Annotated in this window: 27 protein-coding genes; 12 read left to right on the top strand and 15 right to left on the bottom strand. The window is 68.4% G+C overall.

Going from position 1 to position 26,998, the window contains the following annotated elements:
• The first annotated feature begins 33 nt into the window (after positions 1-33).
• The 3 genes from EV192_RS53595 (at position 34) to EV192_RS53600 (ending at position 3,548) form a co-directional block, all read left to right on the top strand.
• On the top strand, positions 34-753 hold the full coding sequence (locus EV192_RS53595) for a DUF6802 family protein (protein ID WP_165960181.1): 720 nt from the start codon (positions 34-36) through the stop codon (positions 751-753).
• Positions 754-1,243: 490 nt separating this feature from the next.
• On the top strand, positions 1,244-3,082 hold the full coding sequence (locus EV192_RS02655; RefSeq protein ID WP_132110703.1) for a phosphoenolpyruvate carboxykinase (GTP): 1,839 nt from the start codon (positions 1,244-1,246) through the stop codon (positions 3,080-3,082).
• A 310-nt stretch (positions 3,083-3,392) separates the two neighbouring features.
• Positions 3,393-3,548, top strand: a complete 156-nt coding sequence (locus EV192_RS53600) for a hypothetical protein (RefSeq protein WP_165960182.1) — start codon at positions 3,393-3,395, stop codon at positions 3,546-3,548.
• Here EV192_RS53600 and EV192_RS02660 read toward each other — a convergent pair.
• A complete protein-coding gene (locus EV192_RS02660; RefSeq protein WP_165960183.1) occupies positions 3,545-4,399 on the bottom strand; it encodes a septum formation family protein in 855 nt (284 codons plus the stop codon). The two genes, EV192_RS53600 and EV192_RS02660, sit on opposite strands and share 4 nt — an antisense overlap.
• A gap of 147 nt (positions 4,400-4,546) precedes the next feature.
• On the opposite strand from EV192_RS02660, the gene EV192_RS02665 reads away from it, so the two are divergent.
• Complete coding sequence (locus tag EV192_RS02665) at positions 4,547-4,789, top strand: DUF3311 domain-containing protein (RefSeq protein WP_132110707.1); 243 nt, start codon at positions 4,547-4,549, stop codon at positions 4,787-4,789.
• Positions 4,789-6,423, top strand: a complete 1,635-nt coding sequence (gene mctP / locus EV192_RS02670; RefSeq protein ID WP_132110709.1) for a monocarboxylate uptake permease MctP — start codon at positions 4,789-4,791, stop codon at positions 6,421-6,423. Before EV192_RS02665 ends, mctP begins: the two co-directional genes overlap by 1 nt.
• A 48-nt stretch (positions 6,424-6,471) precedes the next feature.
• Here mctP and EV192_RS02675 read toward each other — a convergent pair whose 3' ends face one another.
• From EV192_RS02675 to EV192_RS02695, 6 genes are all read right to left on the bottom strand, one after another.
• Entirely contained in the window at positions 6,472-6,987 is a 516-nt protein-coding gene (locus tag EV192_RS02675; RefSeq protein ID WP_132110711.1) for a DUF3558 domain-containing protein, read from the bottom strand.
• A gap of 144 nt (positions 6,988-7,131) precedes the next feature.
• Complete coding sequence (locus EV192_RS02680; RefSeq protein ID WP_132110713.1) at positions 7,132-8,067, bottom strand: bifunctional helix-turn-helix transcriptional regulator/GNAT family N-acetyltransferase; 936 nt, start codon at positions 8,065-8,067, stop codon at positions 7,132-7,134.
• A gap of 40 nt (positions 8,068-8,107) precedes the next feature.
• Positions 8,108-9,016, bottom strand: coding sequence for an ROK family protein (locus EV192_RS02685; protein ID WP_132110715.1), 909 nt, complete (start codon positions 9,014-9,016; stop codon positions 8,108-8,110).
• A 373-nt stretch (positions 9,017-9,389) separates the two neighbouring features.
• Positions 9,390-9,533, bottom strand: a complete 144-nt coding sequence (locus EV192_RS53605) for a hypothetical protein (protein WP_165960146.1) — start codon at positions 9,531-9,533, stop codon at positions 9,390-9,392.
• A gap of 188 nt (positions 9,534-9,721) precedes the next feature.
• The gene (locus EV192_RS02690; RefSeq protein ID WP_132110717.1) at positions 9,722-10,915 is read right to left on the bottom strand and encodes an AAA family ATPase; all 1,194 of its coding nucleotides are present in this window, start codon (positions 10,913-10,915) and stop codon (positions 9,722-9,724) included.
• Between the two features lie 114 nt (positions 10,916-11,029).
• The gene (locus EV192_RS02695) at positions 11,030-12,301 is read right to left on the bottom strand and encodes an acetyl-CoA C-acetyltransferase (protein ID WP_132110719.1); all 1,272 of its coding nucleotides are present in this window, start codon (positions 12,299-12,301) and stop codon (positions 11,030-11,032) included.
• Positions 12,302-12,382: 81 nt separating this feature from the next.
• Here EV192_RS02695 and EV192_RS02700 point away from each other — a divergent pair, with 81 nt between their 5' ends.
• Positions 12,383-13,696 carry a 3-oxoacyl-ACP reductase gene (locus EV192_RS02700; protein ID WP_132110721.1) on the top strand — a complete coding sequence of 438 codons (1,314 nt, stop codon included), beginning with the start codon at positions 12,383-12,385 and terminating at the stop codon, positions 13,694-13,696.
• Positions 13,693-14,526, top strand: coding sequence for a MaoC family dehydratase (locus EV192_RS02705; RefSeq protein WP_132110723.1), 834 nt, complete (start codon positions 13,693-13,695; stop codon positions 14,524-14,526). Before EV192_RS02700 ends, EV192_RS02705 begins: the two co-directional genes overlap by 4 nt.
• Here the strand turns inward: EV192_RS02705 and EV192_RS02710 are convergent.
• A complete protein-coding gene (locus EV192_RS02710; protein WP_132110725.1) occupies positions 14,523-15,170 on the bottom strand; it encodes a TetR/AcrR family transcriptional regulator in 648 nt (215 codons plus the stop codon). The two genes, EV192_RS02705 and EV192_RS02710, sit on opposite strands and share 4 nt — an antisense overlap.
• Before the next feature lie 80 nt (positions 15,171-15,250).
• On the opposite strand from EV192_RS02710, the gene EV192_RS02715 reads away from it, so the two are divergent.
• Positions 15,251-15,892 carry an SCP2 sterol-binding domain-containing protein gene (locus EV192_RS02715; RefSeq protein ID WP_132110727.1) on the top strand — a complete coding sequence of 214 codons (642 nt, stop codon included), beginning with the start codon at positions 15,251-15,253 and terminating at the stop codon, positions 15,890-15,892.
• Positions 15,889-16,488: an SCP2 sterol-binding domain-containing protein gene (locus tag EV192_RS02720; RefSeq protein ID WP_243726592.1), complete on the top strand. Its 600-nt coding sequence runs from the start codon at positions 15,889-15,891 to the stop codon at positions 16,486-16,488. The genes EV192_RS02715 and EV192_RS02720 overlap by 4 nt, the downstream gene beginning before the upstream one ends.
• On the opposite strand, the gene pdxR is transcribed toward EV192_RS02720, so the two are convergent.
• Positions 16,451-17,806 (bottom strand): MocR-like pyridoxine biosynthesis transcription factor PdxR, encoded by a 1,356-nt coding sequence (pdxR, locus tag EV192_RS02725; protein ID WP_243726593.1) that lies wholly within the window; start codon positions 17,804-17,806, stop codon positions 16,451-16,453. The two genes, EV192_RS02720 and pdxR, sit on opposite strands and share 38 nt — an antisense overlap.
• A gap of 46 nt (positions 17,807-17,852) precedes the next feature.
• On the opposite strand from pdxR, the gene EV192_RS02730 reads away from it, so the two are divergent.
• Positions 17,853-18,830 (top strand): aldo/keto reductase, encoded by a 978-nt coding sequence (locus EV192_RS02730; RefSeq protein WP_243726594.1) that lies wholly within the window; start codon positions 17,853-17,855, stop codon positions 18,828-18,830.
• A gap of 12 nt (positions 18,831-18,842) precedes the next feature.
• Here the strand turns inward: EV192_RS02730 and EV192_RS02735 are convergent, their stop codons facing one another.
• Together EV192_RS02735 and EV192_RS02740 are read right to left on the bottom strand one after the other, a co-directional pair.
• Positions 18,843-19,691: an LLM class flavin-dependent oxidoreductase gene (locus EV192_RS02735; RefSeq protein ID WP_132110729.1), complete on the bottom strand. Its 849-nt coding sequence runs from the start codon at positions 19,689-19,691 to the stop codon at positions 18,843-18,845.
• Between the two features lie 33 nt (positions 19,692-19,724).
• Complete coding sequence (locus EV192_RS02740; protein WP_243726595.1) at positions 19,725-20,459, bottom strand: AraC family transcriptional regulator; 735 nt, start codon at positions 20,457-20,459, stop codon at positions 19,725-19,727.
• 50 nt (positions 20,460-20,509) lie between these two features.
• Between EV192_RS02740 and EV192_RS02745 the strand changes: the two genes are divergently transcribed.
• Positions 20,510-21,076, top strand: coding sequence for a TIGR03086 family metal-binding protein (locus tag EV192_RS02745; protein WP_132110731.1), 567 nt, complete (start codon positions 20,510-20,512; stop codon positions 21,074-21,076).
• Here EV192_RS02745 and EV192_RS02750 read toward each other — a convergent pair.
• Genes EV192_RS02750 through pdhA form a run of 3 tightly spaced genes read right to left on the bottom strand, consistent with a single transcriptional unit; the run spans position 21,070 to position 24,605 of the window.
• Entirely contained in the window at positions 21,070-22,374 is a 1,305-nt protein-coding gene (locus EV192_RS02750; protein ID WP_132110733.1) for a dihydrolipoamide acetyltransferase family protein, read from the bottom strand. The genes EV192_RS02745 and EV192_RS02750 overlap by 7 nt on opposite strands.
• Before the next feature lie 3 nt (positions 22,375-22,377).
• A complete protein-coding gene (locus tag EV192_RS02755; RefSeq protein ID WP_132110735.1) occupies positions 22,378-23,397 on the bottom strand; it encodes an alpha-ketoacid dehydrogenase subunit beta in 1,020 nt (339 codons plus the stop codon).
• Entirely contained in the window at positions 23,397-24,605 is a 1,209-nt protein-coding gene (pdhA, locus tag EV192_RS02760; protein ID WP_132110737.1) for a pyruvate dehydrogenase (acetyl-transferring) E1 component subunit alpha, read from the bottom strand. Before pdhA ends, EV192_RS02755 begins: the two co-directional genes overlap by 1 nt.
• Positions 24,606-24,949: 344 nt before the next feature.
• Between pdhA and EV192_RS02765 the strand changes: the two genes are divergently transcribed.
• A complete protein-coding gene (locus EV192_RS02765; RefSeq protein WP_424923333.1) occupies positions 24,950-26,368 on the top strand; it encodes a M20/M25/M40 family metallo-hydrolase in 1,419 nt (472 codons plus the stop codon).
• Here the strand turns inward: EV192_RS02765 and EV192_RS02770 are convergent.
• Positions 26,330-26,998: an endonuclease V gene (locus tag EV192_RS02770; RefSeq protein WP_132110739.1), complete on the bottom strand. Its 669-nt coding sequence runs from the start codon at positions 26,996-26,998 to the stop codon at positions 26,330-26,332. The genes EV192_RS02765 and EV192_RS02770 overlap by 39 nt on opposite strands.

Raw genomic sequence — 26,998 nt, forward strand, 5'->3', positions numbered from 1 at the left:
TGAAACCAGCAGAGACTCCGACTAGGGGGACCCGTGTACGACGACACGACCGACCACTCGAGCACCACGCACGGCGGCACCGACGAACTGACCGTCAACGTCGATGGCGAGCAGTACGAGGTCCAGGAGAACTACGACCTCGACCACGACGGGCACAACGACACCGCCGTCGTCCAGACCGACGACGGTCACCAGGTCGCCTTCTCCGACACTGACCACGACGGCACCGCTGACGTCGCCGTCGAGGTGGACGACCACGGCAACGTCGTCGGCGCGGCGCGTTACGACGAGCAGAGCGGCGAGTGGGTCGCGGTCGACCCCAAGACCGGCCAGGAGGCCGGCGGCGGCTCGACCGGCGGCCACAGCACCGGCGCGAGCGACCACCACAGCACCGGCGGCACCGGCACCGGCAGCCACTCGTCCGGCAGCGGCTCGTCGAGCGGCGGCGACGGCGAGGACATCACGGTGGACGTGCCCGGCCAGAGCCAGGACGTCGACGCCGGCCACGCCACCCTGGACATCAACCACGACGGCGTGAAGGACACCGTGGTGGAGAAGGAGTCCGACGGCACCACCATCGCGTTCACCGATGTGGACGGCGACGGCAAGGCCGACGTGGTGACGATCATCGACCCGACCGGCGACGTGACGATCGGCCAGCACACCGGCGAGGACGAGTGGACCGACGTCGAGCACGGGCACGTCGACTCGCGGGGCAACTACACCCCGGACAGCACCAGCAGCCGTCGCTGACGAACCGCGGGCGGACACCGCCGCGATGGAACGCTTGCCGAATCCCCGTGGGCCCAACCGGACTCACGGGGTTTCGCGTTTTCGGCGGAACCGGCTGCGCCATTCCGTAATTGGTCTAGTCCTATTCCGGGGCCTGCGCGGAATTGTGGCGCAGACCACTGTCCGCCCAGGTCAGGTACTGGAACGATTCCCTGAACCGATAAGGGCTGCCGGAAATCTTCCTGACCCACCGTGGTCGTGTGGGAAAGACCACGTGGGCATTCGTGTACTGAATCGATCCCCTTATCGGTCCGGTGAGGCAACCCACACGTCAACTGTCGTTTAACTGCCGTCCAGCTGGTTAACCTCGCCTCATCCCTTTTCACGGCACCGCCCACCTCGTCAGCGCGGATGGGTGGGCGAGAGCCATTGGTGAGGACGCCGAAGTCCCCGCTGTCGGACAACGGCGTCCGTCGCGGGCTTTGCGCCTCCAGTCAGGAGACGAGGCGAGATGACCGCATTGGCCATTCCAGGTCTGGATTCCGCACCGACGACGCACCGGCGGCTGTTGGCGTGGGTGCACGAGGTCGCTGAGCTGACCACGCCTGACCGCGTGGTGTGGGCCGACGGTTCGGACGAGGAGTGGGGCCGGCTGACCGCGAAGCTGGTCGACGCAGGCACGTTCACTCCGCTCAAGCAGAAGCCCAACTCGTTCTGGGCGGCCTCGGATCCCGGCGACGTCGCCAGGGTCGAAGAACGCACCTTCATCTGTTCGGTCGACCCGGAGGACGCCGGGCCGACCAACAACTGGACCGACCCGGCCGAGATGAAGGCCACCATGACCGAGCTCTACCGGGGCTCGATGCGTGGCCGCACGATGTACGTCATCCCGTTCTGCATGGGCCCGCTCGAAGCCGAGAAACCCATGCTGGGCGTGGAGATCACCGACTCGGAGTATGTCGTCGTGTCCATGCGGGTCATGACGCGCATGGGTTCGAAGGCGTTGGCCAAGTTCGGTGCCGACGCGGACTTCGTGCCCTGCCTGCACTCCGTGGGCGCGCCCCTGGCGGACGGGCAGCAGGACGTGCCGTGGCCGGCCAACGAGACCAAGTTCATCTCGCACTTCCCGGAGACCCGCGAGATCTGGAGCTACGGCTCCGGCTACGGCGGAAACGCCTTGCTGGGCAAGAAGTGCTACTCGCTGCGGATCGCGTCGGTGATGGGCCGCGACCAGGGCTGGCTGGCCGAGCACATGCTGATCCTCAAGCTGATCTCGCCGGAGGACAAGGTCTACTACGTCGCCGCCGCGTTCCCCAGCGCCTGCGGCAAGACGAACCTCGCCATGCTGGAGCCGACCATCCCGGGCTGGCGGGTGGAGACGCTCGGCGACGACATCGCGTGGATGCGTTTCGGTGCCGACGGTCAGCTGTACGCGGTGAACCCGGAGGCCGGTTTCTTCGGTGTGGCACCGGGAACCGACTGGCACACCAACCCGAACGCGATGCGCACGATCGAGCGCGGCAACACCGTGTTCACCAACGTCGCCCTGACCGACAACGGTGACATCTGGTGGGAGGGCATGGGCGAGCCGCCCGCGCACCTGACGTCGTGGAAGAAGCGGGACTGGACGCCCGAGTCGGACGAGCCGTCGGCGCACCCGAACTCGCGGTACTGCACGCCGATGTCGCAGTGCCCGATCCTGGCGCCGGAGTGGGACGACCCGAAGGGGGTGCCGATCTCGGCGATCTTCTTCGGCGGCCGGCGCAAGGACACCATCCCGCTGGTGGTCGAGTCGCGGGACTGGAACCACGGCACGTTCATGGGCGCCACGCTGTCCAGCGAGACGACCGCGGCGGCCAAGGGCAAGGTCGGTGTGGTGCGCCGGGACCCGATGGCGATGCTGCCGTTCATCGGCTACCACGCGGGTGACTACTTCGCCCACTGGATCGCCACGGGCAAGCGGGCCGACGCCGCCAAGCTGCCGAAGATCTTCTACGTCAACTGGTTCCGCCGCGGCGAGACAGTGTCTGATGCGGGACACCCGCACCCGGGGGGCTTCCTGTGGCCGGGGTTCGGCGAGAACTCGCGCGTGCTGAAGTGGGCCATCGAGCGGATCGAGGGCAAGGCGGCCGCGCAGGAGACGCCCATCGGGTGGGTGCCGTCCATCGACGACCTGGACCTCGCGGGCCTGGACGCGCCGCGCGAGGACATCGAGGCGGCGCTGCGGGTCGACGCGGACGAGTGGCGGGCCGAGCTGCCGTTGGTCGACGAGTGGTTCGACAAGATCGGCGACAAGCTCCCGACTTCGCTGCGTGACGAACTGGAGGCGCTGAAGCAGCGTCTTGGGTGACACCGGACGGATGTCATCTGCCAGCGGCCCCGGGTGCACTGCCCGGGGCCGCTGGCTTTGTCCACAGGGTTTGTGGCGGGTGTGAACACTGTGACGGTTGATGCACAGCCCCGGGCCTGCGATTGCCCCAAGTTGTCCACAACCTGTGGACAGAACTGTGCACAGCCTGGGGACGACACCCGTTCGTCACCATGTCGAAACTCAGTTGTCCACAGACAGGTGAAACGAGGACCCTTGCCGTACGTCATATAGAGGTAGTGATCCGGGACACGAAGAGCCCGGACCCGAGATGACAAAAGGTGATGCAGCCATGATCAGCGCGGGTATCGCGATGATGGTGCTCGCCTTGGCCGCTTTGGTGATGGTCCTGGTGACCGACCGGTCAGGCGGAGAAGAGAAGGCGAGCGTGGAGGAGCCCGTCGTTCCCCAGCACGACGGGCTGCCCCGCGTACTCACCGTCGTCTAGGACGGCAGTTTCAGCGGCCCCAGATTGCGCAGCCGCACCGACACCGGCCGGATGGCTTCGGCATAACAGACAATGTTCGTGTATCCGCGCGACCACGACTCGGCGTTCGGCACCCGCCACGCGGGCAGCACCTCCTGGGTCTGGCCGCCCAGGTACCTCCGGAGAATCACCGGGCACCGCTGCTGCGCCAGCTTGGTGACGGCGTCGCTGGACGGCATCGGGCCGGCCGAGTCGCCCAGCCTGATCACGCCCGGCAGCGCCTCACCGAGATGCGGGGCGTCGCACCGGCCCCGCTGCAGCCGTGCGTCGCGGGACGGTGAGGACACCGAGCACGTCTGGAACCGGAGTTGGTCGCCGCCGCGCAGCGCGCCCTCCAGGGAACCGGTACGTGTCAACGGTTTCTCGTCCATCCCGACCTCGGCGACGGTGCAGAGCAGCCACCGCTGGCCCTGGCGCCACTCCTCGTCGTTCGGCCAGAGCGGCATCGCGACCAGGTTCGTGCTGTCGGCGTCCGGGCCGCCGAGGTAGTCGGTCATGTGGTCGCGGCACACAGGCATGGTCATCGTGCTGGCGGTGGTCTCGTCCGGCATCGACGTGGCGGTCAGCTTGCCGACGTTAATCACCTCGGCGTCGTGCGGCTCGGTGCAGGCGACCACCGCGGCGTGCCCGGTGTCGAGGCACTGACCGGGAGACGGCGGATGCTCCGCGTACATATTCGAGGGCAGGGTGACCCGTCCGGATGATGTTCGAGTCGATGCGCCGTCACCGGCGGATGATCCGGAAGACGCGGCATCGCAGCCGGTGACGGCCAGCAGGGCAGCGCAGACGGCCAACCCCCACGCGATCCGCATGACGTGACGGTACCGGTCTGGCCAAATGCCAGCTTCCATGACGAAAAGTCACGATTCGGCTACCGCCGCTGTAACGGTGTGCCCCCGGCCGCTTACCATCCGGCGAGCACGATCTGGACCGGTCTGCGAGGGGTTGTGAGGACGCCGATGTCTGATGATTCTCCAGGTGGTAGGGCCGGATCCGGCCTGCGGTGGAGCAACTGGAACCTGCTGCTGCTCGTTCCGCTGGCCATCCTGATCACCCCACTGACGAACTTCCGCGGCCCGGCCCTGCTGGGCATGCCGTTCTTCTACTGGTCACAGCTGGCCTTCGTGATCGTCGGCGTCGTCTGTGTCGCCGTGGTGTTCGTGAAGACCAAGGACCGGCGGGACGAAGGGCAGGACAAGTGATGCAGTGGACCCAGTTCGTCATCTTCCTGATCCTGTTCCTCGCCGTGACCGCGATGGGCTTCTGGGCCGCGCGGTGGAAGGCCGGCAACACCCTGGACCACCTGGACGAGTGGGGCCTGGGCGGGCGCAAGTTCGGTTCGTGGATCACGTGGTTCCTGATCGGCGGCGACCTCTACACCGCGTACACGTTCGTCGCCGTGCCCGCGCTGGTGTTCGGCGCCGGCGCGACCGGGTACTTCGCGTTGCCGTACACCGTGATCGCGTACCCGATCGTGTTCCTGCCGCTGCTGCGGATGTGGTCGGTGTCGCGGGTGCACGGATACGTGACGCCCGCTGACTACGTCCGCGGCCGCTACGGTTCGCCGACGCTGGCGCTGCTGGTCGCGATCACCGGCATCGTGGCCACCATGCCGTACATCGCGTTGCAGCTGGTCGGCCTCGAGTCCGTGCTGCGCACGATGGGCATCAACGGGTCAGGCATCCTCGGCCACCTGCCGCTGTTCGTCGCGTTCGTCGTGCTGGCGGTTTACACCTACCAGTCCGGCCTGCGGGCGCCCGCGCTGATCGCGTTCGTCAAGGACATCCTGATCTACCTGGTGATCCTGGTCGCGGTGCTGTACCTGCCGGCGAAACTCGGCGGCTGGGGCCACATCTTCGACCTGGCCGACAAGAAGTTCAACGCCACGCCGAACCCGAACGACGGCGTTCTGCTCAACGGCAACAACCAGTTGCAGTACGCCACCCTGGCGCTCGGCTCCGCACTCGCGCTGTTCCTCTACCCGCACTCGATCACGGGTGTGTTCGCGTCCAGGGGCCGCAATGTGATCAAACGGAACATGGTGGCCCTGCCGGCGTACTCTTTTCTGCTTGGCCTGCTCGCCATGCTGGGATTCGTGGCCATCGGGGCCGCGACGACCCCGATCGTCAACCAGGCGACCGGCCGGGCGGACACGAACACGATCATCCCGAACCTGTTCAACACCCAGTTCCCGCCGTGGTTCGCGGGCATCGCGTTCGCCGCCATCGGCATCGGGGCCCTGGTGCCCGCCGCGATCATGTCGATCGCCGCGGCGAACCTGTGGACCCGCAACATCTACAAGGAGTTCATCAGCAAGCGGGCCACCCCGGCACAGGAAGCCAAGCAGGCCAAGCTGGCCTCGCTGGTGGTGAAGTTCGGCGCGGTGCTGTTCATCGTCCTGCTCGACCCGCAGTACTCGATCGACCTGCAGCTGATCGGTGGCGTCATCATTCTGCAGACTCTGCCGGCCGTGGCGATCTCGTTGTACACCAGGTGGTTCCATATCTGGGGCCTGGTCGCCGGCTGGGTGGCCGGGATGGCGTGGGGATTCGCGATGTTGTGGGTCATTCCGAACCCGGCGACGAACCACGCGCATTTCGGTGGTTCCGCGTTGCCGTTGAAGGACCTGAGCCTGTTCGGCTGGCATCCGTTCCCGGGATCGACCGTCCAGATCTTCGTCGGCTTTGTTGCCCTGATCGGAAACCTCGTCGTCGCCGCGGTCGTGACGTGGATTCTGCGGGCCCGCAAGGTGGCCAACGGCATCGACAAGACTCGGGACGCGGACTTCCACGCGGACGAGGGGGACAGCCGGCTCAAGGAAGTCGCCGTGCACTGATCACGACCGGTCGCGCCTGTCTCTGTCCACTGCGGACAGAGGCGGGCGTTACTGTTTCGCCGACTCCAGGGACCTGATGGCCCGGTTCGCGAAGTCACGGGCCGGCGCGCACGGCGGCAGTTTCGGATCGGCGGCCTCACGGCGGTACACCACGAGCAGCACCTCGGTGGGGGCGACGTCGAGCGCGATCCGACACGTCGCGTACCCGTCGTTGCCGGGGGCCGCGATCTGGATGGCCGGAAAACGGCTGATCCCGATCCAGCGGTTGGTCGTGCCGTTGACGACCGGGCCGTACCCGTCCCGAAGCGACTCGTCGAACTGTGGGATCACCACGATTTCCGCGGTCCCCGATTCGGCCATCAACCGACATCCCAACGAAATCTGGTCAGCGCCTAGATCCGCGCACAGGTCGGGGTGATCAAGCGGGATGTCGACCGGACGATTGATCGGGGACATGGGTAAGTCCCATTGATCATCGCCGGCACTCAGTCCCGCGAGCAGTCCCACCGTGACCGTTCCCGCCGCGGCGAGCAGCACCGAGCCCATCAGGGCGCGACCAGGCACGCCAGCCCTCCTTGAAACAGCGAATTTCCCAGAGGACTACCAAACCACTGATCGCGCCGCCAGTCGATGCTGCGTTCGAGTGTGTTTTCCCGCACCTGGGTGCTTTTATTGAAGTCGCCGCTCAACAATTCACCCACATGGCATCTATTTGGCTCGTTGCCGCCCCAGGTCAAGGGCCCAGGTCTCGGCCACCAGGTCGGGCTCGAAGCCGTGGTGCGGCTCGGATTTCACCACCGTGAAACCCCGCGAGGTATAAATCCGCCTGGCCGCGCTGAGAACGCTGTTCGTCCAGAGTTCAATTGTTCGGTAGCCGATCGAAGTGGCGAACCGCACGCACTCGTCGACCAGCCGGCCGCCGACCCCCAAGCCGCGCGCACTCGGTTCGACGAGCAACAACCGAAGCTTCGCCGTGGCATCGTCCTTGCGGACACAGAACACGCATCCGACGCGTTCGCCGTTGACCTCCGCGATCCACGCGGCTTCCCGCGTCGGGTCGTTGTCCGCCGCATAGTCCGCGACGATGCGCGCGACCAATGCCTCGTATTCGACGCCCCAGCCGTACTCCTGGGCGTAGATCGCGCCGTTGCGTTCGATCACCCAGCCGAAGTCGCCGGGGCGAGGCGGGCGGAGCACGACCGTGCTGTCCTTCGGCGTGCGGTCAAGCCGTTCGCGGATGACGTCCATGGCGTCCACGAGTTGGCGTTGGTCGTCTTCGCTCAGTTGTGCCAACAGGTTCTGGACCTGTTCGCTCGCCCGGTCGTCCAGCATCTTCGCGGCGGTCCGGCCGGCCTCGGTCAAGCTGATGACCTGTCGGCGCGCGTCGGTCTTCGCACGGTCCCGGACGATCAGGCCGTCGGTCTCGAACCTGGCCAGCAGCCGGCTCAGATAGCCGGCGTCCAGGTCCAGGTCCCGCCTGAGTGCGGTGACCTCAAGATCGTCCCGTTGGTTGAGCTCGAACAGCACCCTCGCCTCGGTCAGCGAGTACGGGGTGTCGACCAGGCCTTCGGCGAGCATGCCGAGGATCTTGGTGTAGCAGCGGTTGAACTTGCGGACCGCGCTGACGTGGGCTGCAGGAATCATTGACTACCTCAACTAGTTCGTTGACGGAGTCAAGATAACTCTATCCGGTCCGGATGACCAGGGCCGCTGCCCCCACCAGGCCGGCCCGCCCGGAAAGTTCGGCCTGCGCGACGCGAAGATCCCGGACGTAGGAAAGCCGCGCGTGGTCGTTGAGCGCCCGGCGGACCGGTTCGAGCAGGATGTCGCCGGCCTGGGCGACACCACCGCCGACCACCGCGAGATCGAGGTCGCAGAGGGCCGCGGTCGCGGCGATCGCCAGCCCGACAGCCCGGCCTGCCCGGTCGAAGGCGGCCAACGCGATGTCGTCCCCGGCGAGAGCGGCGGCCGCGAGATGGGCCGCGTCGGCGTTGTCCGGCGCCGGCCAACCCTGCCGGCGCGCCCACCGAACCAGATGCGGGCCGCCCGCGATGGTCTCCACACAGCCACGCCCGCCGCAGCTGCACGGAACACCGTCCGGCTCGACAACGACATGACCGATATGCCCGGCGTTTCCGGTCCGCCCGCCGTACGGGCGGCCGTGCAACACGAGCCCACCGCCAACCCCGGTCGACACGACCAGCCCGACCAGGAAGTCGGCATCCCGGCCCGCGCCCATCCAGTGCTCGCCCAACGCCATGCAGATCCCGTCGCCCGCCAACTCCACCTGGACGTCCGGAAAAACCTGGCGCAGCCGCGCGACCAGCGGGAACTCACGCCAGCAGCCGACATTGATGGGGCTGACGGTGCCGGCGACCGTGTCGATCGGGCCGGCACAAGCGATGCCGATGCCATCGACCTTTCGGCCGTCCAACGCTTCGGTGGCCGCATCGAGAACGGCCTGCCAGGCGTGGTCCACGTCGTAGAGAGGTGTGGCTCGCGCGGCCTGGTGGATGACCTCGCCATGATCGTCAACCACCGCGGCGGCGATCTTGGTGCCGCCGATATCCAGTGCCAGGGCTGTAGTCCCCATAAGAGCCAGCCTAGAGAGGCGAACGAGGTCACAGGACCGGGTGAAGCCCAGCCGCAGGGGTCGTCCCTCAAACGGTGACGGGCGACCCGGCGAGGGTGCGGAGCACCGAGCGTGGGCGCCCGGAACTGCCGGGGGGCTTGGGGTCGTCCCCCCAAATAAACAAGGTCGACCCGGCGAAGGCGCGAGGCGCCGAGCAGGGTCGACCTGAGACCTTGGAAGACCCCAAGGTGCTGCCAGGTCGGGGGTCCGCCAGCATCTCGGGGTCATCTGGAACATCGCCAGTCGGAACCATGTTGTTACCGACATACGTGATGTGTTCCACGTCACTCTTTCGAGTGAATCTAGTTAGCTTTAGGTGAGTAGCTGGTGACGCTCAGCGCATGAACGACTGCTGCTGCGCGATCATCATCAGCTCGTGCTTCATCGCTGGCGTCGCTGCCATGTCGATGGCTCGGTTCACTGCCCGCCGGGTGCGAGCCTCGGCGCGGCGGGCACGGATCTTGGCGGTGATCTTCATCAGGTCCAGCATCCCCTCGGGTTGCACTCTGTTCTGTCTGTACCTATTATGCGCCATCCGCTGGTGGGATGCACCCGATTATCCGGTGATGTCAGGCACACGCCGATGATTCATTGGTCATCGAGTCCATCTACCGGACATGTCCTCTTATCTGACTGTATACCCGCAGTCCTAGACGTGCTTAGACTTCACTCGTCGCGGCCCAGCAGGAAGCGCCCGAAGTGCGGCACGGTGAACGCGATCCGCCCCCGCTCGGCGGAGTACACCAGGCCCTTCTTGATCAGGCTGTCCCGTGCCGGCGACAGCGATGACGGCTTGCGGCCCAGGAAGACCGCGATGTCCGCGGTGCTGACCCCCTCGTCCCGGCCCTCGGTCAGCTCGGCGATCGCCCGCAGGTACTCCCGCTCGGCCGGCGTCGCCCGTTCGTACCGCGACCCGAAGAAGCCGACCGCGAGCTCGGACTCGGCCTCGGGCGCGGCCACGCCGACGTCTTCCACCGTGATCGGGTCGCTCGGCGCCGCGTCCCACGCCGCCTTGCCGTACGCCTGGATGAAGTACGGGTAGCCGCCGGACGCCTCGAACAGTGCCTCCAGCGCGTCGCTGGTGATGTCCGCGTCCTCGCGGGCGACCGGGGCGAGGACCGCCTGCTGGGCGTCCTCCTTGTCCAACCGGTCGATCCGGACGTACCGGAACAACCGCTCCGAGTACGACTTGCTCGCCGACAGCACAGCCGGCAGATGCGGCAACCCGGCCCCGACCACGACTAGCGGCGCCCCTGACTGGGATAACTCGTGGCACGCCGCGCACATCGCGGAGATGTCGTCCGGGAGCAGGTCCTGCATCTCGTCGATGAGCAGGGCGACACCGGTCCCCACGTCCTGGGCCAGCTCGGCGACGTCGGTGAACAGCTCGACCAGGTCGATCTCGATGTCCCCGGAGTCGGCCCGGCCCTGTGCCGCCGGCACGTCGATGCCCGGCTGCCACCGTTCCCGGAGTTTCGCCCCGTCCGGCGCGGCGCGGAGCGCGAACGCCTTGAGCACGGCAAGGACCGACTCCACCCGTTCCGGCGCGCGGTGTCGGACCGCGAGATCGCGTACTGCCCTGTGCAGTGCGGCGGACAGCGGCCTACGCAGGTCCGCGTCCGGTCGCGCCTCCACCTTCCCCGCGCCCCAACCGCGCTTGACCGCCATCGACCGCAGTTCGCCGAGCAGCACGGTCTTGCCCACGCCACGTAGCCCGGTCAGCACCAGGCTGCGTTCGGGACGGCCGCGCGCGACCCGTTCCAGAACGACCTCGAAGGCGGCCAGCTCCTTGTCCCGGCCGGCCAGCTCGGGCGGACGTTGCCCAGCTCCAGGCGCGAAAGGGTTCCGTACCGGATCCATCATCGAAAGGTATCGACCTCTCTAGTGAGAACCCGATATTCGCCGATACACGGCTACGGCGTGTCGGCCTTGCCCGCACTCTCTAGCTCCAGAGCTAGAGAGTGCTATACGACCCTATTTCTCCAGGATGGCCGTGACACCCTGGCCGCCAGCAGCGCAGATGGAAATCAGCCCACGGCCCGAACCACGCTCGTTCAGCAACTTCGCCAGGGTCGCCACGATCCGGCCGCCGGTGGCCGCGAACGGGTGCCCCGCCGCGAGCGAGGAGCCGTTCACGTTCAGCTTGCTCCGGTCGATCGCGCCGAGCGGCTCGTCCAGGCCGAGGCGCTCCTTCGCGAACGCCGAGTCCTGCCAGGCCTTCAACGTGGCCAGCACCTGGGACGCGAACGCCTCGTGGATCTCGTAGAAGTCGAAGTCCTGCAATGTCAGTCCCGCACGGGCGAGCATCCGCGGCACGGCGTACGCGGGCGCCATCAGCAGCCCCTCGCCGCCGTGGACGTAGTCGACCGCGGCGGTCTCGGAGAAAGTCAGGTACGCCAACACAGGCAGCCGCCGCGCCTTGGCCCACTGGTCGTTCGCGAGCAGCACGGTCGACGCGCCGTCCGTCAACGGCGTCGAGTTGGCCGCGGTCATGGTGTCGCCGAAGACGGGCTTGAGCTTCGCGAGCTTCTCGACCGTCGAGTCCGCCCGGAGGTTCTGGTCCCGGCTCAGCCCCAGATAGGACGTGACCAGGTCGTCGAAGAAGCCGCGGTCGTAGGCGGCGGCCAGGTGCTGGTGGGACAGCGCCGCCAACTCGTCCTGCTCGGCGCGCTCGATTCCCCACTCCTTGGCCGTGATGGCGGCGTGCTCGCCCATGGACAGGCCGGTCCGCGGCTCGGCGTTGCGCGGGATGTCCGGGATGATGTGGCTCGGCCGGAGCCTCGTGAGCAGCCGCAGGCGACCGCCGAGGCTCTTGGTCCGGTTGAGGCGCAACAGAATCGCGCGGAGGTCCTCGTGCACGCCGATGGGCGCGTCGCTCGTGGTGTCCACCCCGCCGGCGACCCCGGCGTCGATCTGGCCGAGCGCGACCTTGTTCGCCACCTGGATGACCGCCTGCAGGCCCGTGCCGCACGCCTGCTGGATGTCGTAGGCCGGCGTTTCCGCGGACAACCTGCTGCCCAGCACCGACTCCCTGGCCAGGTTGAAGTCGCGGCTGTGCTTGAGCACGGCGCCCGCGGCGACCTCGCCGAGCCGCTCGCCCTGCAGGCCGAAGCGGCTGACCAGGCCATCCAGCGCGGCGGTGAACATGTCCTGGTTGGAGGCGGTCGCGTACGGCCCGTTCGACCGGGCGAACGGGATGCGGTTCCCACCGATGATCGCGACGCGCTTCAAGCCTCTCGGAGCCATCTTCGCCCTCCCACGGTTCGGGTCGTACTGGCCATCCTAACCTACTCGTAAGTAGTATTACCGCGAGTAGGGAGGCGACACATGACCGATCGCTACCAGCGGTTCGCTCGAACCGGCCCGGGAAAGTTCCTGGTCAGCAGGCTCGGGTTGCCCAATCCGGTACCGCTTCGCCGGTACCGGCCGGACCAGCCGCCGCTGCCCGGACCGGCTGTCGTCGGTGCGGCCAAGGGCGGCCGGTTGGAGGACACAGTACGGAAAGTGCTGGCCAGCGCGGGCATCGAAGTCGGCGACAACGTTGAGCGACCGGGCGCGTTGGTGTTCGACGCGACCGGCATCGACACCGTCGACCGGCTACGCGAGCTGTACGACTTCTTCCACCCACGGATCCGTGGCATCGCCACCAACGGGCGCGTCGTAGTCCTCGGGACGACGCCCGACGGGAGCAAGGAGTCGATCCCCCAGCGCGCGCTGGAGGGCTTCACCCGGTCGGTCGGCAAGGAGCTCAAGCGCGGCGCCACGGTCCAGCTCGTCTACGTCGAGCCCGGCGCCGACGACATCGAGTCCACCCTGCGGTTCCTGCTGTCCGGCAAGTCCGCGTACGTCGACGCCCAGGTGATCCGGATCGGCCAGGGCACGTCACCGCGGCCGGAGAACTGGCTGGCGCCGCTCGCCGGCAAGGTCGCCCTGGTCACCGGGGCGTCCCGGGGCATCGGCGCGTCGATCGCCGAAGTGCTGGCCCGGGACGGCGCGCACGTCGTGGCGCTGGACGTGCCGGCGCAGGGCGGCGAACTGTCCGAAGTGGCCAATCGGGTCGGCGGCTCGACGCTGCAGCTCGACATCACCGCGCCGGACGCGCCCACCAAGCTGGTGTCCCACCTGACCCAGCGGCACGGCGGAGTCGACATCGTGGTGCACAACGCCGGCATCACCAGGGACAAGACGCTCGCGAAGATGACCGACGCGCACTGGGACGCCGTGCTCGCCGTGAACCTCGCCAGCCAGCTGCGGATCAACGACGCGCTGCTCGTGTCCGGCCTGCGCGCCGGCGGGCGGATCATCGGCGTGTCGTCGATCGCGGGCATCGCCGGCAACGTCGGCCAGACCAACTACGGCACCAGCAAGGCCGGCGTGATCGGCATGGTCAACAGTTACGCGCCGCTGCTGGCCGCGCACGGCGGGACCATCAACGCGGTCGCGCCCGGCTTCATCGAGACCAAGATGACCGCCGCCGTCCCGTTGTTCATCCGGGAGGCCGGCCGGCGGATGAACAGCATGTCCCAGGGCGGGCTGCCGGTGGACGTGGCCGAGACCATCGCCTGGTACGCCAGCCCGGCGTCCGGCGCGGTGAACGGCAACGTGGTCCGGGTCTGCGGCCAGAGCCTGCTGGGAGCGTGACCATGCCTGTCCTTGACTCCACGCCCAACCTGACCGTGCTGTTCGGCAAGGCGGTGCTGACCGGCTTCACCCGGCGCGGCGGCGCCCTGCCGTCCACTGTGTACAGTCGGTCGCAGGTGGTCGATCCCGAGCACCTGGCCGCGTACGCCAAGGTCTGCGGGTTCCGGCTGACCGACCAGCTGCCCGTCACGTACCCGCACGTTCTCAGCTTTCCGTTGCAGGTCAAGCTGATGACCGACGGCGACTTCCCGTTCCCGCTGGTCGGCTCGGTGCACATCGCCAACCGGATCACCCAGCACCAGCCGTTGCGCGCGGACACCCCGCTGTCCCTGCGGGTGCACGTGGAGAACCTGCGTGACCACCCGAAAGGCAAGCAGTTCGACATGGTGATCCAGGCGTCGTCGGCCGACGACGGCCCGGTGCTGTGGGAGGGTGTCAGCACGTACCTGCGGCGCAGTGGCGGCTCCGGCGGCGGCGACCGGGAAGTCGTCACCCGGCAGCCCAGCGCGATCTGGTACGTGCCCGACGACATCGGCCGCCGCTACGCCGACGTCGCCGGTGACCGCAACCCGATCCACACCCATGCGTTGACGGCCAAGCTCTTCGGCTTCCCGCGCGCGATCGCGCACGGCATGTGGACGAAGGCCCGGTGCCTGGCCGCCTTCGAAGGGCGGCTGCCGGATGTGTACACCGTAGACGTCCGGTTCAAGCTGCCCGTCCTGCTGCCCGCCAAGGTCGGCTTCCACGCCTCGGTCGAGGAGGACGGGCGGCACTTCGAACTGTTCGACGCCAAGTCCGGCAAGCCGCACCTGTCCGGGGTGATCACCTAGGGCGTTGGCTGCCAGACGGTGCCTTCGACCAGGTCGCCGAAGCCCATCCAGACCAGGTTCATCAGCCAGGAGGCGACCACCCTGGTCGGCACCTCCGGGTGGTCCAGCCACCAGTCGGCCATCGACTCGCCGCCGCCGACCAGGGCGGCGGCCATCGCCTCGGTGCTCTTGGTGGCGTGCTGCTCCTCGACGCCGTGCCGGGTCGCCGACCGGAACAGCAGGGCGTCGACCAGGTTGATCGCCCGGGAGCGCATGGCCACGAGTTCCTCGCTGAACGGGCCGCCCTGGGAGATCGCCTGCCGGTGCAGGACCCGCCAGCTCGGCTTGTTCGCCGCGACGAACTCGAAGAACGACCGCAGGCCCATCCACAGCTGCATGTCGGCCGGCTGGTTCTGGTCGACGCCGCCGACGATGGCCTCCATCAGCAGGTTGGCCTCGCGCCGGATACAGGCCGCGAAGAGGTCTTCTTTGGAGCCGAGGTACGCGTAGATCATCGGTTTGGAGACACCGGCGACTTCGGACACCTCGTCCATGGAGGCGTTGTGATACCCGTGTTCGGAGAACACCTGCACCGCCGCGTCCAGGATCTGCTTCTCGCGGACCTCACGCGGCAGGCGTTTCACCCGCCGGTCCTCAACGCTCACACCCACCTCCGAGGGTTCAGGTTGTCATCGTATCTACTCGAACGTAGTCTTACTGGTGAGTAGGTAAGAGGAGGTTGTTCATGCCTGACCTCAGCGTCGAGGCCATCGGCCAACTTAGCCCCAGTGAGCTGGTCCAACTCGTCGAGCAGCTCGACCCGGCGGACGCGGCGTTGCAGGACGTCGACATCGACGCCATCGCGCGGCAGATCGACCCGGCCAAGCTCAAGGGCGACGAGTTCGTGCGGCTGATCGCCGGGATGCAACGGCTGTCCGGGGCCGCGGTGGACGTGACCAAGATGGGGCCGCAGACGTTCGCCCGGCTGATCTCGGGCGCGGCCAAGGACCAGCTCGAAAAGGTCCTCCTGCACCAGGACCTGCGTGACCTGATCCTGGGCGAGATCTTCCGCCGGATGCAGACGCACCTGCGCGTCGACAAGGCGGCCAATGTCAATGCCGTGGTGCACTGGCGGTTCTCCGGTGGCGCGGACGAGGACGGATACGACCGGTACGAAACGGTTATCTCCAAGGGCACGTGCGTGGTTACCAAGGAGAAGACCAGCGACGCGCGGGTCACGATCACCATGCCGCCGCAGGACTTCCTCAAACTCGTCACGTCGAACGCCTCCGCGCCCGTCCTGTTCATGACCGGCAAGCTCAAGGTCCGTGGCGATCTGGCCTTCGCCGCCGGCCTGCTCAGCCTCTTCGACCTGCCGAAGCCTTGAGGTTCCGGCGCCGCCGCGCGGCCATGCCGGCGGCGCTGGGGGGCTTCGACGGGTTCGCGCGCTCGATCGACGTGACCAAACTGGACGAAGCCCAGTTCGTCCGGCTGATCGAGACCCTGGACATGCTGGGCAAGGCAGGCACCGGGATCGAACTGTCCGCGCTGCGTACGGAGACGTTCGTCGGCATCATCGCCATGGCGTCCGCCGCGCAGCTTGACGCGCTCATGGAGCACACGGACCTGAGAGGGGTCGTGCTCAACGAGATCTTCGCGCGGATGAGCAAACACCTGCATTCTGAGCGGGCCGCAGGTCTGGACGCGGTGCTGCACTGGCGGTTCACCGGCGGATGCGAGAACGGCGGCTACGACCGGTATCAGACCGTCATCGCCGACGGACGATGCACGTCCGGGATCGTCCAGGACCGTGATCCGCGGGCGACCGTCACGCTCGCGCCCACCGACTTCCTGCGGGTCAGCACCGGGATCACCGCCGCGCCGCTGCTGTTCCTCCGGGGACGGATCAAGGTGAAGGGCGACATCCCGTTCGCCGCCGGGTTCGTCAACTACTTCGATATCCCGCGGCCCGAAGAGCCCTGACCGCGTCGGCGACTGCGTTGTCAGCGAGGTTGCCGTAGCCGAGCACAAGCGCCGGTTCGCCAACGCCGGCCCGGTAGTCGTCCAGGTTGCCGACCTTCAGGCCGTTCGCCGCCGCCCTCCGGACCAGTGCCGCCGCGTCCTGGTCCACGTGCAGCACCAGATGCAGGCCGGCGGCGGCGCCTGAGACCTTGGCGTCGCCCAATGCCGCCAGCAACCTGTCCCGCCGGGCGCGGTACCGCAGCCGGGCCGCTCGCAGATGCCGGTCGTAGCCGCCGCGCTCGATGAACTCGGCCAGGGCCAGCTGGTCCAGGACGGGCGGCGCGGGCGCGGTGGGGTTGGCCGCCAATACCTTGTGTGTCCACTGTGGAGGGACAACGCACCAGCCGACGCCCACCGCCGGGCTGAGCGTCTTGCTGACCGAGCCCAGCAGCACGACCCGTTTCGGATCCATCCCCTGTACCGTGCCGACCGGCCGGCGGTCGTAGCGGAACTCGGCGTCGTAGTCGTCCTCGAGGATCAGGCCGCCCGTCTTCCTGGCCCACGTCAGCAGCTCCGCGCGGCGCCCCGGAGTGAGGACCACGCCTGACGGGAACTGGTGGGCCGGCGTCACGACGACGGCTTTGGCCCCGACCGGGATGAGGTCGACACGTAGGCCGTCATCGTCAACCGGGACCGTCACCACACGCAGTCCCGCGCTCTCGGCGGCACGCCAGACACGCGTCCAACCGGGCTCCTCCACGGCGATGGTCGTGACGCCCTTGGCTTTGAGGGTGCGTGCGATCCGATGTACGCCGTCGGTGACGCTGGTGCAGATCGCCACGTCCTCGGTGACCGCGCCCCGGACCCGCCGCAGGTACTCGGCGAGCACGGCCCGCAGCCGGGGATGTCCGCCGGGCGGCGGCAGGCCGAAGTCCGTGTGCGGTGCCGTGGTCAGGACGTGCCTGAGCATGTCGGCCCAGCGTTGCCGCGGGAACGCGCGCAGGTCCGGCAGACCGGGCGCCAGGTCGTACTTCGGTGTCGGCGGCGCCGGGCTCGGCGGTCGCACGTTCCCGCTGGTGCCCGCCCAGCGCACCCTGGTGGCCGAGCCGCTGCGGCCGACCAGGTACCCCTCGGCGACGAGCTGCGCGTACGCCTGGGTGACGACCCACCGCGAACAACCCAGGTCCTCGGCCAACTTGCGGCTGGGTGGCAGCGCCGCGTCCGGGGGGACGACACCGTTGCGGATCGCCGTGCGCAGGGCTCGGACCAGCTGCTCGTGCCGTGCGCCCGGTCCGGACACGTCCAGCAGCACTCCCCAATCGGTCTGTTTTGTCGCCACGAAATTGGATCGTAACGACAGACCGATCGCGCCTAGGGTCAACGGTGTGAAACGAGTCGAACTCGGCCGGACAGGCCAGACCGTCAGCCAGGTGTCCCTCGGCTGCATGCTGATGGGCACCAGCACCGATCCGGACACGTCCGCCCGGATCCTGGACAGCTACCTCGACAGCGGCGGCGACTTCCTGGACACCGCGAACTGCTACGCCTGGTGGACCGGGCCGACCGCGACCGGCGACGAGAGCGAGGAGTTGCTCGGCCGGCTGCTCGCCGGCCGGCGGGACAAGGTCTTCCTGGCCACCAAGGCCGGCGGCCGGATCACCGACCTGGCCGGCGCCCGCACCGCGACCAACTGGGAGATCTGGCAGTCGTACTTCGAAGGAGCCGGTGCCGACACCATCCGCCGCGGCATCGACGACTCGCTCCGCCGGCTCAACACCGACCATGTCGACCTGTACTACGTCCACGTCGACGACATGGCGACGCCGCTGGAGGAGACCCTCGCCGCGCTCGACGAGATCGTCCGCGCGGGCAAGGTGCGGTACATCGGCTGGAGCAATGTCCGCACCTGGCGCCTGGAACGCATCCGTGGCCTCGCCGAGCAGCACGGCTGGCCGAAACCCGTTGCGGTGCAACAACGCCACTCGTACCTGCGGCCCGTCGCCGGCACGGACCTGACGTCCTTCGTCGGTGACGAGATGCTGCATTGGTTGCGCGCCAACGAAGACGTGTCGTTGGTGCCGTATTCGCCGATCCTGGCGGGCCTGTACGAGGACCCAGCGCGACGGACCCAGGACAGCGTCTGGCAGCACTACGCCGGCGCCGACTCCGAGGCCCGGCTGGCGAACGTCGCCAAGGTCGCCGGCGAGCTCGGCGTCACCGGCAGCCAGGTGGTGCTGGCGTGGCTGCGACACCAGGGCGCGATCCCGATCATCGGCCCGCGGACCTGGGAGTTCTGGGAGGCGTACCGGCCGGCGTTCGACCTGACCCTGTCCGCCGAACACCTGGCCCTGCTCGGCGACTAACGGTCGTGACCACTAGAGCAGCGCTTTCACCTCGGCGAGCAGATCCGCCTGGGTCCGCCAGTCCGGGCCGGCGGCGACCACCGAGACGTGGTCGGCGCCGGCTTTGACGAACTCGTTGATCCGGTCCGCGACCTGGGCCGGCGCGCCGCCGAGCAGGATCTGCCCGGCGAGGTCGAACGGCAGGCTGTACTGCTTGTTCAGCATCGCCGCCAGGGCGTCGGTGGTCGTGCCAAGCGCGCCGAACAGTTGGAGCCCGCCGCGCGGCGCCGGGCGGCCGGCTTCGGCGGCGAGGTCGCGGATCTCGGTCAGGCCTTCGGCATACCTGGCAGGGGTGATCATCGCCGGGTACCAGCCGTCGCCGAGTTCGGCCGCTCGACGGCGGGCGCGTTGGCTGCTGCCCGCGATCCAGACCGGTGGGGTGGGCGCGACCGGGGTCAACCGGATCACCACGTTCGTGTCCGGTGTCCTGGTCGCGTGCCCGCCGAGCAGGGACGGCAGGGCTTTCAACGTGTCGTCGGTGCGCCGCCCGCGCCCGGCCAGCGACATCCCGGCCGCCGCCCACTCGTCCGGCCACTCCCCGCCGACCCCGACGCCCAACTGGACCCTGTTGCCGGACAACGTCTGCAACGAGCCGATCTGCTTCGCCGCCCACGCCGCCGGGCGCAACGCGATCTGCATGACCATGCCCAGCTCCACTGTGGACGTCACGGCCGCCGCGGTGGCCAGGGTCTGGGTCACGTCGAGCACGGGCATGTTGGTCGCGAGATGGTCACCCGCCCAGACCGAGTCCAGGCCGAGGTCCTCGACCTGGCCGGCGAGCCGGGCCTGCTGGCCGGAGATGTTGATGCCGACTTTCACCATCCGCCGATGCTGCAACCTCAACCACGGTTGACATCAATACCGGGCCGCGTACGTCGTCGGGCTCTCGCCGAACATCGCGGTGAAGTCCCGGGTGAAGTGCGCCTGGTCGGCGTACCCGAGGTCGGCGGCCAACCCGGCCCAGTCGATCGCCGAACCCCGCGCCATCCGCTCGGTCACCTCGTGCAGCCGGTAGCGCCGGATCACCCATTTCGGGCCGACCCCCACATACTCGGCGAACAGCCGCTGCAACCGGCGGACCGTGGTGTCGTACTCCTTGGCCAGCACGTCCACCCGGACGATCTCCGGCCCGCCCGCGATCCGGTCGACGATCGCCGCGGCCAGCTCCGCCCTGGGGTCGGCGGCCGGCAGGTTCGCTCGCAGGAAGTCCTCCACCGCGGGGATTTCGCACTTCGCTGGCCACCCGTGGAACACGTCGTCCACCGGGATGTCCAGGTCGGTGATCGTGCTCACCGGGCGGCCGAGGAACGGCCGGAAGCAGCCGGGCCGGAACGCCACCCCGAGCACAGTGCCGGCACCGACGAGCTCCTTGAACACGTGCCCGCTCGACACGCCATGGATCCCGGCGGTGGTGTCGTGGAAGGACAGGTGCACGTTCGGGTACGGCACGACCAGCTGCCGGTACGGCTGGTCGTACCGCCATTCCACGTGCCAGTACCGGGCCACCCACATCGCCAGGTCCGGCGACGGTTCGACGAACTCGATCGTCTGGTGGCGACGCCAGTCCAGTTCGCGCTCGTCCCTGCTCACGGCCTCGATTATGTCGCGTTTGTTCAATACACCGTGGATACCGTGAGGCCATGCCTGAGTTGATTGAACTGGCGACCGGACCTGTCCTGGACGTGGTTCGCCGGATCGAGCCGGACCAGTTGGCCGCGCCGACACCATGTGCCGAGTTCGACGTACGGACCCTGCTCAACCACCTGCTCTACTGGGGACCCTCGTTGGAGGGCGCCGCCCGCAAGGTCCTCGTCGCGCCACCCGAGACCGCTGAGAAGGACACCGCACTGCCTGCCGACTGGCAGCCGAAACTCCTGGCGCACCTGGCGAAGCTGACCGAGTCATGGCGTGACCCGTCGGCCTGGGAAGGTGTCACGCAGATGGGCACGCCGACCGAGCTGCCGGCCATTCTGGTCGGCGGGATGGTCGTCGGCGAGGTCGTCGTGCACGGCTGGGACCTGGCCACCGCGACCGGGCGGACCCCGGTGTGGGCCGACGAGCTGCTCACGTACGTCCACAAGGAAGTCGTCGAGAACGTGCAGTGGGGCCGGGACATGGGGGTCTACGGGCCTGAGGTGCCGGTCCCCGAGGACGCGCCCCTGCTGGCGCGCATCCTCGGGCTGACCGGGCGAAACCCTGCTCAGTAGGTGATCGCGATGCTCGGGTCGGCGAGCAGCGCACCCACGTCCGCGAGGAACTCCGAACCCTGCTGGCCGTCGATCACACGGTGGTCGAAGCTCAGCGACAGCTGGCAGACCTTGCGCGGCACGACCTGGCCGTCGACCACCCACGGCATGTCGCGGATCGCGCCGAGGGCCAGGATCGCCGACTCGCCCGGGTTGATGATCGGGGTACCGGTGTCCACGCCGAACACACCGACGTTGGTGATGGTGAACGTGCCGTTCGCCATCTCCGCCGGGGTGGTCTTGCCGTCGCGGGCCTTGACTGTCAACGCCTCGATGGCTTCGCCGAGCTCCCGCAGGGACATCTGGTCCGCGTCGTGCACCTTCGGCACGACCAGGCCACGCGGGGTGGCCGCGGCGATGCCCAGGTGCACATAGGACTTGTAGACGATCTCACCCGCCTGCTCGTCCCACAGGGCGTTGATGTCCGGCGTACGGCGGACCGCGAGGCACACCGCCTTGGCCGCGAACGCCAACGGGGTCAGCTTCACGTCCCGGAACCCGGGGTGGTTCTTCAGCCTCGCCCGCAGCTCCATCATCGGCGTGACGTCGATGGTGAGGAACTCGGTGACGTGCGGCGCGGTGTAGGCGCTTTCCGTCACGGCCTTCGCAGTCGCCTTTCGGACGCCACGGACCGGCACTCGGCGTTCCCGCTCGCCCGCCACAACGATCGGGGCCGCCGCCGGCTCGGGCGTGGCCGCCCGCTGCACGTCGTCACGCGTGATGACCTGGCCGTCCGCCGCCAGTGACCGCAGGTCGACGCCGAGCTCCTTGGCCAGCTTGCGGACCGGTGGCTTCGCCAACGGCACGTAACCGCCAGCAGGCACCAGGACCGGCTCGGGCTCAGGCTTCGGCGCAGGGGCTTCGACCACAACCGGCGCGGCACCCTTGCGGGCCCGGCGCGTGGCCGCACCCGTCCTGGGGCCGTAGCCGACCAGGCTCTGGATCCGGCCGTCCGCGCTCTCCTCGCCGATCTTGGTGCCACCGCCGCCGTTGTCCGAGGCAGGAGCGCCGTTCGGGTCGATGTCGAACACGATGATCGGGGTGCCGACCGCGACCGTCTCACCGGGTTTGGCGAGCAGCTCGGTCACCACACCCTCGTACGGCGCGGGCAGCTCGACCGCCGCCTTGGACGTCTCGATCTCCACGAAGATGTCGTTGACCTTCACGGTCTGGCCGACCTGGACGTGCCAGGTCAGGATCTCCGCTTCAACCAGGCCCTCGCCCACGTCAGGAAGAGGGAAGCGCATGTAGTTCGGCACAGGTCACCACGCCAGCGATCGGTCGACGGCGTCCAGCACCCGGTCCAGGTCCGGCAGGTACTCCTCTTCGACCTTCGCCGGTGGGTACGGCGTGTCGAACCCGGTCACCTTCAGCACCGGCGCCTCCAGCGAGTAGAAGCACTCCTGCTGCACCCGGCTGGCGATCTCGGACGCGATCGACACCTCACCCGGCGCCTCGCTGGCCACCACCAGGTGCCCGGTCCGGCGGACCGACTCGAACACCGGGTCCAGGTCCAGCGGCGACAACGTGCGCAGGTCGATGACCTCCAGCTCGTTGCCGTCCTCGGCGGCCGCGGTGGCCGCGTCCAGACACGTCTTCACCAACGGCCCGTAGGACACCAGGGTCGCGGTCGAACCGGTGCGCAGCACCCGGGAGGCGAACAGCGGATACGGCGTCGCCTCGGTGTCGATCTCGTCCTTCTCGTGGTAACGCCGTTTCGGCTCGAAGAACAGCACCGGGTCGTCGCTGTCGATGGACTGCTGGATCATCCAGTACGCGTCCACCGGGTTCGAGCACGTGACCACCCGGATCCCGGGCAGGTGCGCGAACAGCGACTCCGGCGACTCCGAGTGGTGCTCCACCGCGCCGACACCGCCGCCGAACGGGATCCGGATCACCAGCGGCACCTTGAGCCGGCCCTGGGTCCGGTAGTGCAGCTTGGCGACCTGGCTGTTGATCTGGTCGAAGCCGGGGAACACGAACCCGTCGAACTGGATCTCGCACACCGGCCGGAACCCGCGCACGGCCAGGCCGACCGCGGTGCCGATGATCCCGGACTCGGACAGCGGCGTGTCCAGCACGCGCTGCTCACCGAAGTCCTTCTGCAGGCCGTCGGTGATCCGGTAGACGCCACCCATCTTGCCGACGTCCTCGCCCATCACGATGACCTTCGGGTCGCGCTCCATCGCCGCGCGCAGGCCCATGTTGATGGCCTTGCCCATGGTCAACTTGGTGGGCGCGGCGGCGGCCCGGGTCTTCGGATCCATCACTGGTGCAGCCATCAGTGCGCACCTCCCTCGAAGCCGGCCAGGTAGGCCAGGTAGTCCTCACGTTCCTTGTCCAGCAACGGGTTCGGCTCGGCGTACACGTTCGCGAAGATCCGCTCGGGCGGCGGGTCGGGCATGTTGAAGCAGTACGCGCGCAGCTCGGAGGCCAGCTGGTCGGCCTCAACCTGGACCTCGTCGAAGAACTCCGGCTCGGCCAGACCGTTGCGCACCAAGTGCACCCGGACTCGCTCGATCGGGTCCTTCAGCTTCCACGCCTCCAACTCGTCCGACAGCCGGTAGCGGGTCGGGTCGTCGGAGGTGGTGTGCGCGTCCATCCGGTAGGTGAACGCCTCGATCAGCACAGGCCCGTTGCCCGTGCGGCACTCCTGCATCGCCCAGCGGGAAACCGCGAGCGTGGCGAGCACGTCGTTGCCGTCGACACGGATGCCTGGGAAGCCATAACCGCGGGCGCGCTGGTACAGCGGGAGCCGGCTCTGCCGTTCGGTCGGCTCGGAGATCGCCCACTGGTTGTTCTGGCAGAAGAAGACCACCGGCGAGTCGTAGACAGCCGCCCACACGAAGCCCTCGTGCACGTCACCCTGGCTGGTGGCGCCGTCGCCGAAGAAGACCATGGTCGCCTCGGCGTCCGGCTCGGGGCCGACCTTGCCCTCGAACCGCTGGCCCATGGCGTACCCGGTGGCGTTGAGCACCTGGTTGCCGATCACGATCGTGTACGGGTGGAACCGGTATCTGACCGGGTCCCAGTCCGAGTGCTGGGTGCCGCGGAAGGTGGCCAGGATCTGCTCCGGGCGGATGCCCCGGCACCAGGCCACGCCGTGCTCCCGGTAGCTCGGGAACGCCATGTCCTGCGGCTTCAGCGCCCGGCCGGCGCCGATCTGGGCGGCCTCCTGGCCCAGCAGCGGCACCCAGATGCCCAGCTGGCCCTGGCGCTGCAGGGCGTTGCCCTCGCGGTCGGCGCGGCGCACCAGGAACATGTCGCGGTACAGGCCACGCAGCTCCTCGGCGCCGATGTCGTCGACGTACTTGTCGAACTCGGGGTTCGCTACTCGCTCACCCTCCGGCGTCAGGAGCTCGACCAGCTCCGCGCCGCCTTCGTTAGTCGCACGCAAACCGGCGAGCACCTGCTCCTTGGTCGGCTTCGCCGCGGTGGCGGCTGGACCACCGCCCGGCTCCGGGTGCGTCCACTGTTCTGGGGACGACATGCGGCTTCTCCTCGTGTCGAGGCCATGGCATCACTTGTGGCGACGCCTGGCGCCCATTCGCGAGCTGCCATCGCCACCTCGGGTGGGAGGCGTACAGCGGCAGTCGGCGTTGACGGCTGTCACATCCATCCTGGCATGCCGTCAGCCGATCCGGTGAGTCGGCCACCCGACGGAAATGGTCTCAAAATGGCTCTGAACAGGCAAAATGGTAGGAAGCCCAATGGTCGGTGATCCAAGGTTGGACACGCAGTGTGTACCCGAGCAAGCCCGTTCGGAGCAATGCCGACCGGAAGTCCAGCCGATGTGAGGTGGACTACTTTTCGTCTCGTGCCAGTATCGAAGGCGTGGAGCACAACGCGCTGAACTCGACAGTCGACCGGCTCTGGGAGTCGGAGATCCTGGCCAGCCTGTCCGAGTTGATCTCTGTCCCGGCCCTGTCGCCGGCCTTCGACGCCGACTGGGCGGCGCGTGGCCATCTCGACGCGGCCGCCGAACACGTCCGCCGGTGGGTCGCCAGCCGGTCGCTGCCGGGCGCCTCGGTGGAGATCGTCCGCCTGGACGACCGCACCCCGTTGGTCGTGGTGGACATACCGGCGACCCCGGGCGGCGTGGACGCCGGCACGGTCGTGCTCTACGGCCACTTGGACAAACAGCCCCCGGTCGGCGGATGGGCCGACGGCCTCGGCCCCTGGACGCCCGTCCTGCGCGACGGCCGGCTGTACGGGCGCGGCGCGGTCGATGACGGCTACTCCGCGTACGCCGCGACAGCCGCCGTGGAGGCGGTGCGCGCGTCCGGCGGTGAGCACGCCCGGTGCGTGATCCTGCTGGAGACCTGCGAGGAGTCCGGCAGCCCCGACTTCGCGGCGTACCTGGAGCACCTCAAGCCGAAGCTGGGCGACGTGACCCTCGTGGTGTGCCTGGACTCCGGCGGCAACGACTACGACCGGCTGTGGATCACGACGTCCCTGCGCGGCCTGGTGTCGGTGGACCTGACCGTGCGGGTGCTGGACGTGGCCGCCCACTCCGGGATGGCGAGCGGCATCGTGCCCAGCTCGTTCCGGATCATGCGGACCCTGCTCGACCGGGTCGAGAACGCGGCCACCGGGGAGATCCTGATCCCGGAGATGAACGTCGAGATCCCGGCGCACCGGCTGGCCGAGGCCCAGGCCAGCGTGGCGGCCGCCCCGGGCGCGGTCGGCCGGGCCTACCAGCGGTCCGGGACGACCCAACCGGCCGCGGCCACCGACCTGGACCTCGTGCTGAACAACAGCTGGCGGCCGACACTGTCGGTGATCGGCGCCGCGGGACTCCCCCAGCCGACCGACGCTGGCAACGTGCTGCGCACCCACACCACGCTGACCCTGAGCTTCCGGCTGCCGCCCACCGCGAACAGCGAGGCGGCCCTGGACTCGGTGCTCAAGCTGCTCACCACGGACGTGCCCTACGGCGCCACCGTGGAGATCGCGCGTGAGGAGCACGGCGGCGGCTGGAACGCGCCTGAGATGGCGCCGTGGCTCAGCGCGGCCGTGGAGAACGTGAGCAAGACCGTCTACGACGCCCCGTGGGGGACGGTCGGGCTCGGCGGCTCCATCCCGTTCGTCGGCCTGCTCGGCGAGACGTACCCGAACGCCCAGTTCCTGGTCACCGGGGCCGGCGGCGCGGACAGCAACATCCACGTCCCGAACGAGTGGCTGCACCTGGGCCAGGCGGCGCGGGTGACCACCTCAGTCGGCCACGTCCTGCACGCCCACGCCACCCGCTAGCGCTCGGCGACCCGCCTGATCGGCGGCCCGGGTGGTCTCGGGCTGCCGGTAGCGCGGGCTCAGCCTGAGGACCAGGTCGGTGGCGGTGTCCAGGTCCATGCGGTGGCCGATGGAGACGAACACCGGCTTGACCCGTCGCTGGGTCCGCAAGGCCCGTCCGACAACCTCGCCGTCGTCGACCAGGGGTGTCCAGTCACCCCGGTCGTCACCGGGCATGTCGTATTGGCCAAGCGCTTGCTTGCCCACGCCGATGGACGGCAGCCCGGTGACCACCCCGGCGTGGCAGGCCAGCCCGAACCGCCGTGGATGAGCCAGTCCCTGCCCGTCGCAGACAAGAACATCCGGCGTGACAGTCAACTGTTCGATCGCCCTGAGCAGGGACGGCAGCTCCCGGAACGCGAACAGCCCCGGCACGTAGGGGAAATCGGTCGTCCCCAACACCACGGCTTCCTCGACACTGTCCAAAGTCGACATATCTACGGCGACCGCGGCGGCGGCCAACTGGTCGGAATCCGTCGCGTACGCCACGTCCAACCCCACTGCCACCCGAGGCGAAAATCCCTCCGGCGTCTGCCGTACCACCTGCGGCGCCAGCTTTTCCTGCAACGCTACGGCTTCGTCGACGGTCAT

The sequence above is a fragment of the Actinocrispum wychmicini genome (assembly GCF_004345645.1).
Lineage (GTDB): Bacteria > Actinomycetota > Actinomycetes > Mycobacteriales > Pseudonocardiaceae > Kibdelosporangium > Kibdelosporangium wychmicini.